This is a genomic window from Flaviramulus aquimarinus (genome assembly GCF_039543205.1).
Lineage (GTDB): Bacteria > Bacteroidota > Bacteroidia > Flavobacteriales > Flavobacteriaceae > Flaviramulus_B > Flaviramulus_B aquimarinus.
In genome coordinates, this window is sequence record NZ_BAABJH010000001.1 from 1,494,399 (window position 1) to 1,511,520 (window position 17,122).

The 17,122-nt window shown below is 33.8% G+C and carries 17 protein-coding genes; 12 read left to right on the forward strand and 5 right to left on the reverse strand.

Going from position 1 to position 17,122, the window contains the following annotated elements; translation table 11 throughout:
* Nucleotides 1-12: 12 nt before the first annotated feature.
* The 5 genes from ABD941_RS06955 to ABD941_RS06975 form a co-directional block, all read right to left on the reverse strand.
* Entirely contained in the window at nucleotides 13-1,470 is a 1,458-nt protein-coding gene (locus tag ABD941_RS06955; protein ID WP_345273358.1) for a sensor histidine kinase, read from the reverse strand.
* A 164-nt stretch (nucleotides 1,471-1,634) separates the two neighbouring features.
* The gene (locus ABD941_RS06960; RefSeq protein WP_345273359.1) at nucleotides 1,635-2,183 is read right to left on the reverse strand and encodes a CopD family protein; all 549 of its coding nucleotides are present in this window, start codon (nucleotides 2,181-2,183) and stop codon (nucleotides 1,635-1,637) included.
* 3 nt (nucleotides 2,184-2,186) lie between these two features.
* A complete protein-coding gene (gene hemH / locus ABD941_RS06965; RefSeq protein ID WP_345273360.1) occupies nucleotides 2,187-3,221 on the reverse strand; it encodes a ferrochelatase in 1,035 nt (344 codons plus the stop codon).
* Nucleotides 3,222-3,272: 51 nt separating this feature from the next.
* The gene (locus ABD941_RS06970; protein WP_345273361.1) at nucleotides 3,273-3,434 is read right to left on the reverse strand and encodes a hypothetical protein; all 162 of its coding nucleotides are present in this window, start codon (nucleotides 3,432-3,434) and stop codon (nucleotides 3,273-3,275) included.
* 64 nt (nucleotides 3,435-3,498) lie between these two features.
* Entirely contained in the window at nucleotides 3,499-4,398 is a 900-nt protein-coding gene (locus ABD941_RS06975; RefSeq protein ID WP_345273363.1) for an AraC family transcriptional regulator, read from the reverse strand.
* Between the two features lie 190 nt (nucleotides 4,399-4,588).
* Between ABD941_RS06975 and hemA the strand changes: the two genes are divergently transcribed.
* The 12 genes from hemA (at nucleotide 4,589) to ABD941_RS07035 (ending at nucleotide 17,112) form a co-directional block, all read left to right on the forward strand.
* A complete protein-coding gene (gene hemA / locus ABD941_RS06980) occupies nucleotides 4,589-5,851 on the forward strand; it encodes a glutamyl-tRNA reductase (protein WP_345273364.1) in 1,263 nt (420 codons plus the stop codon).
* On the forward strand, nucleotides 5,844-7,418 hold the full coding sequence (hemC, locus tag ABD941_RS06985) for a hydroxymethylbilane synthase (protein WP_345273365.1): 1,575 nt from the start codon (nucleotides 5,844-5,846) through the stop codon (nucleotides 7,416-7,418). The genes hemA and hemC overlap by 8 nt, the downstream gene beginning before the upstream one ends.
* Before the next feature lie 106 nt (nucleotides 7,419-7,524).
* A complete protein-coding gene (gene hemE / locus ABD941_RS06990; RefSeq protein ID WP_345273366.1) occupies nucleotides 7,525-8,550 on the forward strand; it encodes a uroporphyrinogen decarboxylase in 1,026 nt (341 codons plus the stop codon).
* 152 nt (nucleotides 8,551-8,702) lie between these two features.
* Complete coding sequence (locus ABD941_RS06995) at nucleotides 8,703-9,461, forward strand: EI24 domain-containing protein (RefSeq protein ID WP_345273368.1); 759 nt, start codon at nucleotides 8,703-8,705, stop codon at nucleotides 9,459-9,461.
* A complete protein-coding gene (locus tag ABD941_RS07000) occupies nucleotides 9,451-9,996 on the forward strand; it encodes a GNAT family N-acetyltransferase (protein ID WP_345273369.1) in 546 nt (181 codons plus the stop codon). The genes ABD941_RS06995 and ABD941_RS07000 overlap by 11 nt, the downstream gene beginning before the upstream one ends.
* Before the next feature lie 2 nt (nucleotides 9,997-9,998).
* The gene (locus ABD941_RS07005; RefSeq protein ID WP_345273370.1) at nucleotides 9,999-10,346 is read left to right on the forward strand and encodes a 5-carboxymethyl-2-hydroxymuconate Delta-isomerase; all 348 of its coding nucleotides are present in this window, start codon (nucleotides 9,999-10,001) and stop codon (nucleotides 10,344-10,346) included.
* Nucleotides 10,347-10,349: 3 nt separating this feature from the next.
* The gene (gene hemF / locus ABD941_RS07010) at nucleotides 10,350-11,258 is read left to right on the forward strand and encodes an oxygen-dependent coproporphyrinogen oxidase (protein ID WP_345273372.1); all 909 of its coding nucleotides are present in this window, start codon (nucleotides 10,350-10,352) and stop codon (nucleotides 11,256-11,258) included.
* Nucleotides 11,259-11,285: 27 nt separating this feature from the next.
* Complete coding sequence (hemB, locus tag ABD941_RS07015) at nucleotides 11,286-12,275, forward strand: porphobilinogen synthase (protein WP_345273373.1); 990 nt, start codon at nucleotides 11,286-11,288, stop codon at nucleotides 12,273-12,275.
* Between the two features lie 90 nt (nucleotides 12,276-12,365).
* Nucleotides 12,366-14,885, forward strand: a complete 2,520-nt coding sequence (locus ABD941_RS07020; protein WP_345273374.1) for a T9SS type B sorting domain-containing protein — start codon at nucleotides 12,366-12,368, stop codon at nucleotides 14,883-14,885.
* 139 nt (nucleotides 14,886-15,024) lie between these two features.
* Entirely contained in the window at nucleotides 15,025-16,110 is a 1,086-nt protein-coding gene (locus ABD941_RS07025) for a CNNM domain-containing protein (RefSeq protein WP_345273375.1), read from the forward strand.
* Nucleotides 16,110-16,583, forward strand: coding sequence for a methylated-DNA--[protein]-cysteine S-methyltransferase (locus ABD941_RS07030; protein WP_345273376.1), 474 nt, complete (start codon nucleotides 16,110-16,112; stop codon nucleotides 16,581-16,583). Before ABD941_RS07025 ends, ABD941_RS07030 begins: the two co-directional genes overlap by 1 nt.
* A 1-nt stretch (nucleotide 16,584) precedes the next feature.
* Nucleotides 16,585-17,112 (forward strand): DUF4442 domain-containing protein, encoded by a 528-nt coding sequence (locus tag ABD941_RS07035; RefSeq protein ID WP_345273378.1) that lies wholly within the window; start codon nucleotides 16,585-16,587, stop codon nucleotides 17,110-17,112.
* Nucleotides 17,113-17,122: the final 10 nt, after the last annotated feature.

Below are 17,122 nucleotides of genomic sequence, written 5' to 3' on the forward strand. Positions count from 1 at the left end.
TCAAGGTGACAGTTATTCTTTAGGAAATGACACTTTAAATGTAGTGCCTTTATCTTTTTCTGAAACAAAAGTAATGCTTCCTTTATAGGTTTCCACAATATTTTTAACCATAGCAAGTCCAAGCCCCATACCACTTGTTTTGGTGGTAAACTTAGGTTCAAATACCTTGTCTTTGTTTTCTTCTGATACGCCAGATCCATTATCTGATACAGTAATAGTAACATGACCGTTAGTATCGCCAACATGAATGACTATTTTTGGGGTTTCTACATCTGGAATAGCTTGAATACCATTTTTAACCAAATTGGTTACGACTCGTATAAGTTGGGTTCTATCGAACTTAGCAATGATTTCTTCTTTTTCTGCTGTAAAAACAATGTAGTCTTCATTAAAAATATCTAAGGCTAGTTTTACAATTTTTACCACATTCAATGTCTCATTTTGCTGTGCTGGCATTTTTGCAAAATTTGAAAATGCCGAGGCTATGGAACTCATGGTATCTATTTGCTGAATCAAAGTTTTACTGTACTCATCAACCTTTGAATGAATATTTTTATCTTCTGGATTAAACTTACGTTGAAAATTCTGAACGGTTAAACGCATAGGCGTTAACGGGTTTTTAATTTCGTGAGCGACTTGTTTTGCCATTTCCCGCCATGCTTGTTCGCGCTCGCTTCTAGCTAATTGCACGGCACTTTCTTCAAGTTCATCAATCATACTATTGTATGAGTTTACTAAAGTGGAAATCTCCTCGCTGGTATCGTCCACATCAATTTTTTGATTGCGTTTTTCTAATCTTGTGGTATTTATTTTATCGCTAATTGTTTTTAAAGACTTGGTAATGTATTTGGATAACAAAAAGGCAATGCCAATGGCCATGAGCAATACAAGAGCAAAGGCATATGCTATCCGCAATAAAAACTCTTGAAGTTCTTTGGATAGAAAATCATCTTTTTCTAAATAAGGCAAGTTTAAAATGGCTATGGGTTTAGATTTTATATCTAAAATATAGGTGTATGAGGATTGAAAGGTTTCGCCGTTTTCTTTATGTTTATCTACATACCTATGTGAAGCTGTATTTGAAAGCGCATTTAATACCTCAGCATCCAGGCATTTTTCGGTGGTGACTTCTTTTAATTCTGCTTTTGAGCTGATTAATAAACCTCCTTCCAAGTTATATAAATTGGTTTGAAGCTTGTGTATATCGGCAATATTATAAATTTCTTCTTTAAAAATAAGCGGAATATTTTCGGTTTTGACTTCCCAAGTATTTTGTCTACCGTTTAAAACGCGCTTTAAATGGTTTTGAATGTTTGCTTCTTTACGCTCTAATCGGCCTTTATGGTAATCGGAACTTTGCTCTTTATATTGATATATAGCTACAGCAGAAATAAGTACCGATGCCAATAACACAAGTAATATCATGGCTAAAAATATCCGGGTACGTAAAGCGAGCTTTTTTAATTTCATTGGCTTAAATATAGCAATAATCAATCCAAACAGCCTAAGGCTGATTTAAAAAAACAGAACTTGGCGGATAGGTGCGTTAGGGATAGAAAAGGAAATCCTTTTTGAGAGGCACGAACAAAAAGATTGTATTGGATAGCCCGACCTTTAGGTAACGCCCAAATTATTTAGGCTTCTGGATTTTTATCCCTTATGTTTTTATAGATTTTAAAACCTAGCATGATTAAAATACCTAAAATAAAAATGCCAATAACACCCCAAACCCAATTAATAGCACTTTTTAGAACCACCAAAAATATAACTGCGAAAAGTATAAATGTGGCGCCCTCGTTCCATATACGCATAAAACTGGAGGACTTTTTTACAACATCGTTTTGCAATTGTTTATAATACTGATGTGTTTTTAGGTGATAGATTATAAGTAAAACGACAAAGCCTAATTTGACTTGCATCCAAGGTTGCTGTAACCAATAAGGCTGTAAAATGAGTAACCAAATAGCAAAAAGTGTTGCCAAAATAGCGGATGGCCATGTAATTATAAACCACAAACGTTTTGACATAAGTTTGAGCTGTTTACCTAAAATTTCTTTCTCTGGTGATAGTTTATGAAAGGCTTCTATTTGATAAACAAACAGCCTTGGTATATAAAACAAACCAGCAAACCAGGTGATGACAAAAATAAGATGGAATGATTTTATATAGCCGTAATACTCCATGTTTTAACTAATTTCTGCAGGTGTTTTTGCCCATGTATTTATCCATTTTGAAAGTAAGGCCACAAACTCGGCATCGTCATTCAAACACGGGATGGTTGTAAAATCTTTTCCGCCCACTTCATGAAAGATTTCACTGCCTTCCATAGCTATTTCTTCTAGAGTCTCTAAACAATCACTAACAAAAGCAGGGGTTACAATAGCCATATTTTTGACCCCTTGTTTTCCTAAGCGCTCAATCGTTCTATCTGTATAAGGTTGCAACCAAGGGTCGAAGCCTAAGCGGGATTGGAAGGATGTTGAGTAAGCACCTTCTTCAAATTGTAATTTTTCGGCAACTAAACGCGTGACTTCTAAGCACTGATGTTTATAGCAAAACTCATGGGCTTTACTAGGCGTTACACAGCAGCTTTTATCTATTTTACAATGCGATTTGGTGACATCGCTTTTTCTAATATGACGTTCTGGAACACCATGATATGAAAACAATAGGTGTTCGTAATTTTTACCTTCTAAATGTTTTTTTATGGACTTTGAAAGCACTTCAATATAGTCTGGCTTGTTATAAAATGCAGGAACAGATTCTATTTTTAAATTAGGAAAATGTTGTTGGCGAAGTTCTTCGGCCAACACCGTAATGGTTTCGGTAGTTGCCATAGCAAACTGTGGATATAATGGAAATAACAACACCTCATCCACACCTTTATCAACCAATTCTTGTAACCCTTTTTTTATGGTCATACTTCCGTAACGCATGGCTAGAGCTACAGGATATTCAACCTGTTCTTGTATTTTCTTTTGAAGTCTTTCTGACAATACAATTAGTGGAGACCCTTCATCCCACCATATTTTTTTATAGGCTGCTGCCGATTGTTTTGGGCGTGTATTTAGAATGATACCTTTTACTAGAGCTGTTCTGGCAACAAGCGGAATATCAATAACGCGCTCATCCATTAAAAACTCCCCTAAATATTTTTTTACATCTTTTGGTTCTGGGCTGTCTGGAGAACCGAGATTAACTAGTAAGATTCCTTTTTTCATGTTGTAAAAATACGATAGAAACTTGTAATGCTAGTGTTTAGCAACAAAAAATTACAGCTTTGTTTTATCTATTTTTCCTTGATTATATAATTTAGGACGTTCCTCATTATAATCGCAATCTTGAAAAATACCACAAGAGATATTAGTTCGTGCTAATGATTTACTTTGAACGTTTTTAGATAAGGCTTCTATTTCTGGGGTTAAATATTTCATAATTTAAAAGGCTTTTTAATTTAGCTTTAGTCTAAGATGCGTCTAAAGACTTACAAGCTTAAACCTAACTTAAAGACATCACATACTTTTTAGGCGTTGTTCCATACTTCTTTTTAAAAGCGGCTATAAAATGACTTGATGTACTATAACCTACTTTATGCCCAACTTCATTAACATTATCATTGCCAGCTTCCAGCAATTTTCTGGCTACTTCCATTTTATAATCAAATAAAAAACTGAATACCGAATCGCCGTAAATCTGTTTAAAGCCTTCTTTTAACTTTTTAAGACTCAAGCCTATTTCATCAGCGAGTTCTTGTAAACTAGGCGGCTCAGCCATTCTTGAAATGATAATATCTTTAGCTTTTCTAATTTTAATCACATTGGTTTCATCAATCAAAAACGGACATTGTTCAATATCGGCATCTTCGCTTCTGTTAAAATATAAACTCAAGAGTTCATAAGCCTTACCTTTAAAATACAAAGGTTTTATGGATTGATTCAGGTTATAATTGATTAATTGATTAAGCACTATAGCCATGGAAGGTGAAATAACACCATCTTTATAATATTTTTTATCCTTATTATCTTCACTCAAAAACGTAATATAATCGGCCTCTTGCGAAAATAATCCATGAAACTTTTTAATGGATATTAATACTGAAACTATCCAAGAATGCGGATTGATTTCGAGATTTATAGGAAGGTCACGTTGTGGATTATAAAGCAGTAATGAATTTTCTTCAAGAATATCTAATCGATATCGTCCTTCATTAAAAACAAATTGACTAGATCCTTTTACACAAAAATGAAATTGAATATAATCGCTATCTATTTCTTTTGCAAGAGATTGCACTTCATTTTCTTCATTTTTATAAGTCAATACCAAAACACCTTCGTCAACCTTTGTTTCATCAAAAGACCTTTTAGCGATACTTTTATTGGGTTTAAATTCTTGATTCATATCTAATTTATTTAGATTGGTTCTAAATAAAATACCTAAAACCTGCCTAATACGCTACTAAAATATGACATTTATCATATAAATATGAAAAATAACGTTAAAAAACCACAAACGATACTAAAAGTTCTTTTAGCGTTACTTTTTAACAAACCATCCCTATATTTTTGCCTCACATTATTCAGGTATTAGCATGCAGAAGTACAACATTTCTAGAAGTCACTACTTTTATGCCATTGGTTTAAGTTATAAGAAAGCCGATGCAGATATAAGAGGGCGCTTTAGTTTGGACGAAGAATCTAAACTAGCATTGCTTAATCAAGCCAAAGAAAACGATATTGAAAGTTTGGTTGTAACCTCTACCTGTAACAGAACCGAAATATATGGTTTTGCACAACACCCATTTCAACTCATTCAATTACTTTGTGATAATACTCGTGGTACTGTAGAAGAATTTCAAGACGTTGCTTACATCTACAAAAACAAAGATGCGATTGCACATATGTTTCGTGTTGGCTCTGGCTTAGATAGTCAAATTCTTGGTGACTTTGAAATTATAAGTCAGCTAAAGAAAAGCGCAAAACTATCTCGAAAACACGGATTACTAAACCATTTTACAGAGCGTTTAGTAAATGCCGTTATTCAGGCTAGTAAACGTATTAAAACCGAAACCGATATTTCTTCGGGCGCAACATCTGTATCTTTTGCCTCAGTTCAGTATATTTTCAAAAATGTTGAAAATGTTTCTGATAAGAATATTTTATTATTCGGAACAGGAAAAATAGGTAGAAACACTTGTGAGAATTTGGTAAAACACACCAAGAATGAGCATATTACCTTAATTAATAGAACCAAAAACAAAGCTGAACAAATTGCCGGAAAGTTTAATTTGGTTGTAAAAGATTATGCTAATCTACAAGAAGAAGTTAGCGAATCTGATATTTTAATTGTAGCAACCGGCGCACAACGTCCTACTATAGATAAACATATTATTCAATCCAACAAACCACTTTTAATTTTAGATTTATCTATTCCTAAAAATGTGGATGCTAATGTTGATGAACTTAATAATGTAACCTTAGTGCATCTAGACCATTTATCTCAAATTACTGATCAAACATTAGAAACGCGTAAAGCACATATTCCTCTTGCAGAAGCGATTATAGAAGATGTGAAAGCGGAGTTTAACAGTTGGTTAGAAACTCGAAAATTTGCACCAACTATTAAAGCTTTAAAACATAAACTTTCTGATTTTGCAGCTTCTGAATTAGAAACACAACGCAAAAAGAATGCCGATTTCAATGAAGCTCAAGCTGAATTAATCAGTAATAATATTATTCAAAAAATAACCAATCACTTTGCACATCATTTAAAAGATGATGATGTTTCTACAGACGATAGTCTCGAACTTATTAAAAAAGTGTTCCAGTTAGAACCTTCAACAAAAAATGTCTAAAACCATAAGAATTGGCACACGCGATAGCGAATTAGCGCTTTGGCAAGCCAAAATAGTGCAAAGTTTACTTGAAAAAGCAGGTCATAAAACAGAACTCGTTCCCGTAAAATCTACAGGCGATTTAGTTTTAGATAAACCGCTTTATGAACTCGGTATTACAGGTATTTTTACCCGAACTCTAGACATTGCCATGTTAAATCATGACATCGATATTGCGGTGCATTCCTTAAAAGATGTTCCAACGGTTTTACCAAAAGGGATTGTTCAAGCTGCAGTTTTAAAACGTGGTAATGTTAATGATACTTTGGTTTTTAAAGATAATGAAGAATTTCTAGGTGCAAAAAATGCTGTTATAGCCACTGGTAGCTTACGCAGACGAGCACAATGGCTCAATCGATTTCCAACACATACCATTACAGATTTACGTGGTAATGTGAATTCACGTTTACAAAAACTGAAGGATAACGATTGGAATGGGGCCATTTTTGCAGCAGCAGGTATTGGCAGAATAGGTATTAGACCAGAAGAAGCTATAAATTTAGATTGGATGATTCCCGCGCCCGCTCAAGGTGCTATTATGATTACGGCTTTAGATGAAGATGAGTTTACAAAAGAAGTTTGCGCTGAACTAAACCACGAAGAGACTGAAATTTGCACCACTATTGAGCGTGAATTTTTAAATAAATTAGAAGGCGGGTGCACCGCCCCAATTGGCGCTTTAGCTTATATTAAGGATGAAGAAATCAATTTTAAAGGCGTATTGCTAAGTCCAGATGGCACAAAAAGAATTGATGTTACGCGAGTTAAAAAACTGGGCGAGCATACAGATATGGCCCAATTTTGTGCCGATTTTGTTATCGAACGTGGTGGTAAACGCCTCATGGATAAGATTAAACATTCCAATAAAAAAACAAATGTGTATTCAACAAAATCGTTTACTGAAGACCAACGCTTGTTATTTCATGAAAATGTAGTCGCCGAGAGTTCAGATTTTATTAAAATAAGTTTAAATCGTATTCATCCGCGTTTCTTGAAAAATGAAATCAGTAATGTTGTAATTACCAGCAAAAACGCTGTTGAATCCTTAACAACAAACTATTCCGCTTTAGAATTACAATTCAAAAACATATACTGCGTGGGTCGTCGAACCAAACGCTTAATAGAAAATAAAATTGGCAAGGTTACACATTCCGAAAAGAATGCAAAAAAACTTGCTGAGTACTTGGTGGATTATATAGAAGGTACTGAAGTTACTTATTTTTGTAGCGATATTAGATTAGATGCATTACCGACAATTTTGGCTGAAAACCATATAAAAGTTAATGAAATTGAGGCCTATCAAACCAAATATGATGGTATAAAAGTAGATGATTCTGTTGAAGCGGTTATGTTTTACAGTCCATCCACAGTAGAAAGTTTTGTTCGTAGTAATAAAAATGAAGTGATTGCTTTTTGCATCGGTGAAACCACTGCTAATGAAGCAAAAAAACATTTTAGTGATGTTCGTGTAGCAAAAGTTCCAACTGTGGAAAGTGTTATTGAGTTGATCAATGAGCATTATATATAGCTGTTGTCATTCCTGCGTAGGCAGGAATCCATTATAAAAAAGTTTAAGTTCCAATTAAAAAGATTCCCTCCCGATAGCTATCGGGATTACGGAAATGACAAAAGATATGATAAAGAACGATTTATTTTTAAGAGCATTAAAAGGAGAAACTGTAGAACGTCCACCTGTATGGATGATGCGTCAAGCAGGGCGTTATCTTCCTGAATTCATGGAAATTAAGGCTAAGTATGATTTCTTTACCCGTTGTCAAACACCAGAATTAGCCAGTGAAATTACGGTGCAACCTATCCGTCGTTATGGCATGGACGCCGCTATTTTATTCTGTGATATTTTGGTTATTCCTCAAGCCATGAATATTGAGGTACAAATGAAACCAAACTTTGGTCCGTACTTACCAAACCCTGTTCGCTCGCAAAAAGATGTTGATAATGTTATTGTTCCAGATGTCAAAGAAAGTCTGAATTACGTTTACAAAGCTATAAAAGCTACCAAAGAAAAGCTAAACGATGAGATTCCGTTAATAGGTTTTGCAGGGTCACCATGGACCATTCTATGCTATTGCGTACAAGGACAAGGCAGTAAAAATTTCGATAAAGCTAAAGAATTTTGCTTTACCAACCCTATTGCAGCGCACCAATTATTACAAAAAATCACAGACACAACCATTGCTTACCTTAAGGAAAAAGTAAAAGCGGGTTGTAATGCTGTTCAAGTATTCGATTCTTGGGGTGGTATGCTTTCACCAGTCGATTATCAAGAATTCTCTTGGCAATATATTCAGCAAATCATTGACGCTTTAAAAGATGATGCGCCTGTTATCGCTTTTGGAAAAGGGTGCTGGTTTGCTCTTGGCGAAATGGCAAAATCTGGTGCTTCCGCTTTAGGTGTGGATTGGACGTGTTCTGCTAGAAATGCGCGTTACTTAACAGGAGGAAACATTACCCTTCAAGGTAATTTTGACCCAACCCGCCTGTTTTCTCCACCTGCAGAAATCAAGAAAATGGTACACCAAATGATTAACGAATTTGGCAAAGACAAATACATCGTAAACCTTGGTCATGGTATTTTACCAAACATCCCGTTAGATAATGCCAAGGCGTTTATTGATGCTGTTAAGGAATACGGAAATTAAAATATTTTGGGCGTTACCCACTTTTTAATGTAACATTTGGTTTTAAAAATCAACTTATTGCTATAAAAAGTAGGTCGGGCTTTCGGCAGTCGCTCCCTCCTTCGTCGGGGAGCTTCAACAAATGCCTCAATCCCTAACGCAAGAACAACGTTATGATTAAAAACATCATTTCAGGAATTAAAGCATACTTTGGTGCTTTTAACTTAATTTCAAAACTAAAACTTTGGAAATATTTTACTATTCCTATGCTCATAAGCTTAATAACCGCAATAGCTGTTTTTGGTTCAGCCTATGGACTATCAGATAATATCGGAGCCTTCATTTCAAAAATTTGGATTTGGGATTGGGGACATGATACATTTTCTTCAATCAGTAATTTTATTGGTGGATTAATCGTATTAGTTATTGGACTTATCCTTTTCAAACACATCATAATGGCATTATCAGCACCATTTATGAGTCCTGTTTCCGAAAAAATTGAAGCACACATAACAGGCAACGCTCCTTTTTCACATAGAAACACATCCTTTATACAACAACTCTGGCGAGGCATTCGCATAAACGGCAGAAACTTACTAATGGAACTGCTATTAACGCTTCCCATTTTACTTTTAAAATTTATTCCTGTAGTTAATATATTTTCAACCATGCTATTGTTTATGGTTCAGGCCTATTATGCAGGTTTTGGTAATATGGATTATACTTTAGAGCGCCATTTTAAGTATAAAGAAAGTGTTCAATTTGTAAAGGAACATCGTGGTTTAGCAATTGGGAATGGCATTGTTTTTATCCTATTTTTATTAATCCCAATTATTGGTGTTATTTTAGTATTACCATTATCGGTAACTGCAGCATCGTTAAAAACAATCAATGCTTTACAATTAAAAAACAACATAACATATGCAGCTTAGTTTTGATACTTTTAATATAGAACCTATTAAACTTACCGATGCATGGCCTATTTGTAATTTTATTGCCGCTAACGAAGACCGTTTAAAACGTTATTTTCCTAAAACATTAGCGCAAAACCTAACACCCGATTTGTCAAAGTATTTTGTTAAAAAAAAGGTGAAGAAATTCAATTTAAAGGAAGAATTTTTGTTTACCATTAAATCAAAAAAAACCAATCAAATTGCAGGTTTAGTCTATTTGAAAACACTCGATTGGACTAAAAAACAAGGTGAATTTGCTTATTGTATTGACTACCAATTTGAAGGTAAAGGCATTACAACAAAAACAATTAGTGTTTTATCCGATTATGCTTTTGAAACTTTGGGTCTAGAAACACTTCAAATCATAGTTCATAAAGACAATTTACCAAGTTTACACATTGCCAAAAACTGTAATTTTATTTGGATTAAAACTTTGAAAAATGAATTTACGCCAACTGGAGAAAATCCATTAAACATGGAATTATACGAATTATACAACGAAATAAAATCTTAAATATGCCACATTTTGTAATCGATTGCTCAGAAAACATTTTAACAATACAACAACCAGAAAAAATTATTCTTGAAGTACATCAAACAGCTGTCAACACTGGATTATTTGATGAGTCAGATATTAAAGTACGCCTAAACCCTTTTAAAGAACATTATTTGGTTGGCGGTAAACAGGGCGATTTTATTCATGTGTTTGGAAATATTATGGAAGGTCGATCAATAAATCAAAAAGCAGGTCTTTCTAAAAATATTATAAGTAAATTAAAAGAGATGTTTCCATTAGTCAAATTTATAGCTATCAATATTAATGATTTCGAAAAAGCAACTTATTGTAATAAAGCAATGGTATAAATCATGAAAAACAAATTCTACCAATACATACAAGATTTACAAGATAGAATAACATCAAAACTTGAAACCATTGATGGGAAAGCCAAATTCCAACAAGATATTTGGAAACGACCAGAAGGTGGCGGTGGGCGTACTCGTGTCATTGAAAACGGCAACGTTTTTGAAAAAGGTGGTGTAAATATCTCTGGAGTTCATGGAAAATTACCAAAGTCCATGCAAAGTTATTTTAAGGTGGACGATGTTGATTTCTTTGCCTGCGGTTTAAGTTTGGTTCTCCATCCCAAAAACCCAATGGTTCCCACGGTACATGCCAATTGGCGCTATTTTGAAATGTATGATACTAATGGTAAAATAATTGATAGTTGGTTTGGTGGTGGGCAAGACCTAACACCATATTATCTTTTTAAAGAAGATGCCAAACATTTTCACCAAACCTGTAAAATAGCCTGTGATAAACACAATCCTGAGTTTTACCCAAAATATAAAGCCCGTTGTGATGAGTACTTTTATAATACCCATAGAAACGAAGGCAGAGGTATTGGTGGTTTATTTTTTGATTACTGCAAGACTTCAGAAAGTATGACTATGGAAAATTGGTATAACTTTGTTACCGAAGTTGGTGATAGTTTCCTTAATGCTTATGTTCCAATAGTTGAAAATCGAAAAGATTTATCTTATACCGACGCACAACGTAATTGGCAAGAAATCCGTCGTGGACGTTATGTAGAATTTAATTTAGTACACGATAAAGGCACCCTGTTCGGGTTAAAAACCAACGGACGTATTGAAAGTATACTAATGAGCTTACCACCTCATGTACAATGGGTTTATGACCATCATCCCGAAGCCGGAAGTGACGAAGAAAAATTAATTGAAGTATTGAAAAATCCAATAGACTGGATAAACAAATAAACACATCAACGAATAAAAAGTTTAATTATGTATCCACTTAGAAGAAATAGAAGACTAAGAACCAACGAATCCATCCGGTCTTTAGTTCGTGAAACCATCATAACACCTAATGATTTTTTAGTACCACTTTTTGTGGTGGAAGGCAAAGGCATAAAAGATGAAATCCCATCCATGCCCAACTACTTTCGTTACAGTTTAGATTTATTAGAAGACGAAGTTAAAACACTATGGAAGCTCGGTTTAAAATCCGTTTTACTTTTTGTAAAAGTGCCCGATAATTTAAAAGACAACAAAGGTGCCGAAGCATTAAACCCAAACGGATTGATGCAGCGTGCCATTAAAACAGTTAAAAACGTATGCCCAGATATGTTAGTCATGACTGATGTGGCACTTGACCCATACTCAGCTTACGGGCACGATGGTATTATTGAAAATGGTCAAATTCTAAACGATGAAACCACCGAAGTTTTGGCAGAAATGAGTATTTCGCATGCCCAAGCTGGTGCTAACTTTGTAGCACCAAGCGATATGATGGACGGTCGTATTTTAACCATTCGTGAAGCTTTAGAAGATGAAGGATTTATTAATACAGGTATTATGAGTTATTCTGCAAAATATGCCTCAGCGTTTTACGGTCCTTTTAGAGATGCATTAGATTCTGCTCCAGTAGATATTGCAGCTATTCCAAAAGACAAGAAAACCTACCAGATGGATTATGGCAACCGCTTTGAAGCCCTAAAGGAAACCGAAATGGATATTGATGAAGGCGCTGATATTGTAATGGTAAAACCAGGTATTTCATATCTCGATATTCTAAGAGACATTAAAAACGAAGTTGATATACCGGTTGCTGTATATCAAGTCTCAGGCGAATATGCCATGATTAAAGCCGCCGCCGAAAAAGGCTGGCTAAATCACGACCAAATTATGATGGAAACCACTACAGCTTTTAAACGTTCTGGCGCAGATATAATTGCATCTTACTTTGCAAAGGATGTTGTTAAATTGATTTCATAGCCATTTATTTTCCTTTAATCTATTAACACAAAATTTTATATGAATTTCAGATATTTATTCTTATAATTGTAATCAATAACCTACAATTATATGTTTAAATATCTATACGGATTTTGTCTTCTATTTTTTATATTAAGTGTAAATATTACTTCTGCACAACTTGAAGCCTATGAAATTGATGGAGAAGGTTGGGCTAAAGGTAATTTAGTAGAAATTGGTATAAACTCAAAAGGTGTTTATGGTGCAACAACTTCAAAAAGGCCTCCTTCTTTCCACAATAATAGAGAGGTCGGAAATTACCTTTTTGGATTTATAGCAAACCCTTTAAATGATGGCTGGATAGATTATGATGGTGATTTTTTTTCTCCTGGATCCCCAGAAGAAGGTTTCTCTATTGAAATAAACGGTATTAATTATAGCAACAACAACGATATTAGCACATCGCAAATTCCTGGAAAAATCAGTGGTGTTAACGTAATATCTTCAGATTGTTTTGAAGATATTGCACAAATATCATGGGAAGGAAATGTAAATGAACTTAACATAAAAAGGTACTATAGTATTACTCAAGATGGTCTTTTTATTCAAATGACAACATTTATAAAAAATTTATCTGATGTTACAAAAACCGATGTTTTCTTTATGCACAACGTAGATCCTGATAATAATGTGACATTAAGTGATATTTATGAAACAGACTTAGAAATTATTTCTCAAGCAAGTTCTCCTACTGACCAAACCTGCCTCGTAACTGCGTCACAAAACCCTCTTCTAATTCCAGAAGACATGGATGGTTCAAACGTTAGCTTTTATGCTAATAATGACAAAGCTAGAGTTACTTTTGGTGGTTTTAACAATAGATCAGCAAGTAATGTATGGAATGGTACCGATTTTTTAATTAATACTGAAGGTGAGACCAGATTAAATGTAGATGAAGCCATTTCCATTGCCTTTAATTTAGGTAACATTAATGCTAATGAATCCATACGATTTACATATTATTATATCCTTGAAGAAGTTGATGAATCATTTGTGCCTTTTATTGTTAATGCAATTCAAGAAAATCCTAGTACGTGTAATGGGCAAGATGGGAAGCTCATATTTTCGGGTTTAACCGAAGGCGTTTCATATGGTATTAGTTATGTAGATGATGGTATTTTAGTTCCTGAAGAAAATTATATTGCCAATAGTGAAGGTCTTGTTGAAATAACCGATTTAGATTCTGGCTCATACTCAAATGTTGCATTAAATTTTTCTGGTTGTGATACAACTATTAATACAATATTTAAATTAGCAGATCCCGAACCACCAAGTTTCACTATCAGTAAAGAAGATTATACAAGTTGCTCAAACCCTGAAGGTGTACTTACATTTACAGGTTTAACGCCTTTAACAAATTATTCTATTCAATTTACTCATAACAGCACTCCAGTAGGACCACAAGACATAATGGCCAATAATATTGGTGTTATCTCTTTTAATAATCTAACAAGAGGCTTATATACTAATTTTATTTTTGAACAATATGAATGTACCACATTAAGTAATGAAGTTATTGAAATAATTGGACCTCCTTTACCTACACCTTATCAAATTCCGGAACAGTTTTATTGTGATGACGATTATGATTACCTAACCACGATTGATTTATCGCTTTTGAATCCTCTCGTTCTCGGAACTGATTTAGACACATCATTTACAATAACTTACCATGCAACGGCTAATGATGCTATTAACGGAATTAATCTTACAGCATCAAACTATGCTACAATTGGTGAGGCAACATATAATCTTTATGCTAAAAAAACTCATAAAGCCTCCGGATGTAGCTCTTATTTACCATTTACAATAACAATAAACTTACCACCTGATTTTAGTGTAAATGGCAATTTAATATGTTTAAACAGTGATGATACTGTTAATTTTAATTACGATTTACCTATTCTTGATACAGGTTTATCAGATGCCTTACATGATTTTGAATGGTTCTTTGAAGACATAACAATTCCTGGAGAAACGTTAAGCACCTTAACAGCAACTAAAGCTGGTGATTATTCAGTAAAAGCAACAATTACAGAAACTGGATGTCATTACTCTAAAAATATGACCGTTTTTCCATCTGGCCCTCCACAATTTTTAGATGTAACAGTTACATCCTTACCTTTTTCGAGAAATCATACTGTGGAGATAACCGCAAGCGGTTATGGTGATTATATTTTTTCAGTTAATAATGGCCCAACACAACAATCCAATGTATTTATGAACCTTAACCCTGGATACCATACATTTCAAATTATTGATAATTCTGGTTGTGGCATAGTTAATATCGAAAAGATAATTATTGACTACATGAAAGTTTTTACACCAAATAATGATAATTTTAAAGACTACTGGCAAATTATAGGAATAGAAGCTTTAATTGATCCAGAGATTTATATTTTTGATAGGTATGGAAAAATGTTAAAGCATTTAAATCCAAATGATAAAGGTTGGGATGGAACATTTAATGGTGAAACTTTACCACAGTCAGATTATTGGTTTAAAGTTTTTTTTAAAGATGATAATAATATTAGCCGTGAGTTTAAAGAGCACTTCACTTTAAAACGTTAAATTATTTCTCAAAATAATATTTTAAGCATAAACTAACAAGAAAGCATGTTTTTAAGCATAAAAAAACATTGCATTTTTATTGCAACTAGGATGTAGTTAAATTGATTTCGTAAATTAGCCATCATCTAAAACCTATTTAATGAGCGCATTATTTTTTTGGGCAACCATTTCTATTTTCTTTTCTTTTTTATGTTCTATTCTTGAGGCTGTCTTACTCAGTGTAACACCAACATTTATAAATGTTAAAAAGCAAGAAGGCAAAGACTATGCTTTAACTTTAGAGGAATTAAAAAAAGACGTTGATAAACCCCTAATCGCAATACTTACACTCAACACAATTGCACATACTTTAGGCGCCATGATGGTAGGTATTGAAGCAGAAAGTTTACCATATAAAATTGAACTTTGGGGAATAAACACCGTTGGTGTTGTTTCAGCAATTATGACGTTTTTAATTTTAGTAGCTTCCGAAATCATTCCTAAAACCATTGGTGCTACCTACTGGAAAGGATTAGCTAATTTTGCTTCAAAAACATTAGTCATATTAATCTTTCCATTGAAGTGGACAGGTATTTTATGGCTACTTCAACTTACTACAAAATTGATTGGAGGTAAAAGTCATGGAAGTATATTAAGCAGAGAAGGGTTTATGGCAATGACAGATATAGCTCATGAAGAAGGCGTATTCCAAGAAAATGAAAGTAAAATCATTAAGAACTTGCTCACCTTTAAAGAGGTTTTTGCAAAAGATGTCATGACACCCAGAACGGTTATGAAAACAGAAGATGAAACCACTACTGTTGAAGACTTTTTTAAACGCAATTTAAACCTTCGTTTTTCCAGAATCCCTGTCTATACTGATAATGCCGATAATATTACAGGACTTGTCCTTAAAGATGAAATCTTTAAGGAAATGGCATTGGATAACAACACCAAAAAACTATCTGATATAAAACGAGATATTATTGTTGTAAACAGAAATTTGCCCATTCCTACCTTATTTGAAAAATTAGTTGAAAGTCGTAATCATATGGCCTTAGTAGTGGATGAATATGGATCCGTTAGTGGATTGGTAACCATGGAAGATGTTATTGAAACCTTACTTGGTATGGAAATAATGGATGAGAGTGATAATGTGTCTGACCTGCAACATTTGGCAAGAAAAAGTTGGGAAGCTAGAGCAAAAAAGCTAGGTATTCTAGAAGACAATAAACCTAAGGAATAATGGAAACTTGTATCTTCAATTCGCCTTTAGGATTTACCAAAATTATTGGTAATGCAGATGGTATATCATCAGTGACTGTTTTAAATTCAGAAGAAAAAATTACAGATATTATTCCTATTGAATTGGAAGATTGTGTGATTCAACTCAATGAATATTTTGAAGGAACTCGTAAAACATTCAGCCTTAAATTAAATGCTAACGGTACCGAATTCCAAAAGAAAGTTTGGAAACAATTGGAGCAAATTCCATACGGAAAAACAATATCCTATCTTGAGTTATCAAAACAAATAGGCGATGTAAAAGCTATTCGCGCAGTTGCTAATGCCAATGGCAAAAATCCGCTTTGGATTATCGTCCCCTGCCATCGGGTTATAGGTAGCGATGGTAGTTTAACAGGTTATGCAGGAGGCTTGCATCGTAAGCAATGGCTGCTGGAACATGAAAGTCCATACAAGCAACAATCGCTTTTTTAATATGTACAAAACGCTAAACAAAATAGCTAAAACTTTTTTTACAGATGCGCAAATCTATAAATATGGATTTAACTGGTCGCCTATGTACAGGCGTTCAACAGGAAAAGTTATTCAAGTATCGGAAGATTTACTATATGTAAAAATAAAAATTTCTGTAAGTTGGAAAAATAAAAATTATGTAGGCTCTATATTTGGAGGCAGTTTATTTTCAGCAACAGACCCCATTTATATGATTCAGCTTCTAAATATTTTAAAAGATGATTATGTTGTTTGGGATAAAGAAGCGACAATAAAGTATAAACGTCCGGCCAAAGAAACAGTTTTTTCAGAATTTATTTTTACAGAAAACGACATTGAAAACATTAAAAATGAAGTTTCTAAAAAAGGTGAATTCAACCTCGTTAAAACACCAAACATTCTAACTAAAGACGGTATTGTTATAGCAGAGCTTAGTAAAACTATTTATGTAGCAGACAAAACATTCTATAAAGAAAAACACAAACAAAAAGCTACTAAGCCTCATAATTGAATTGTCCATT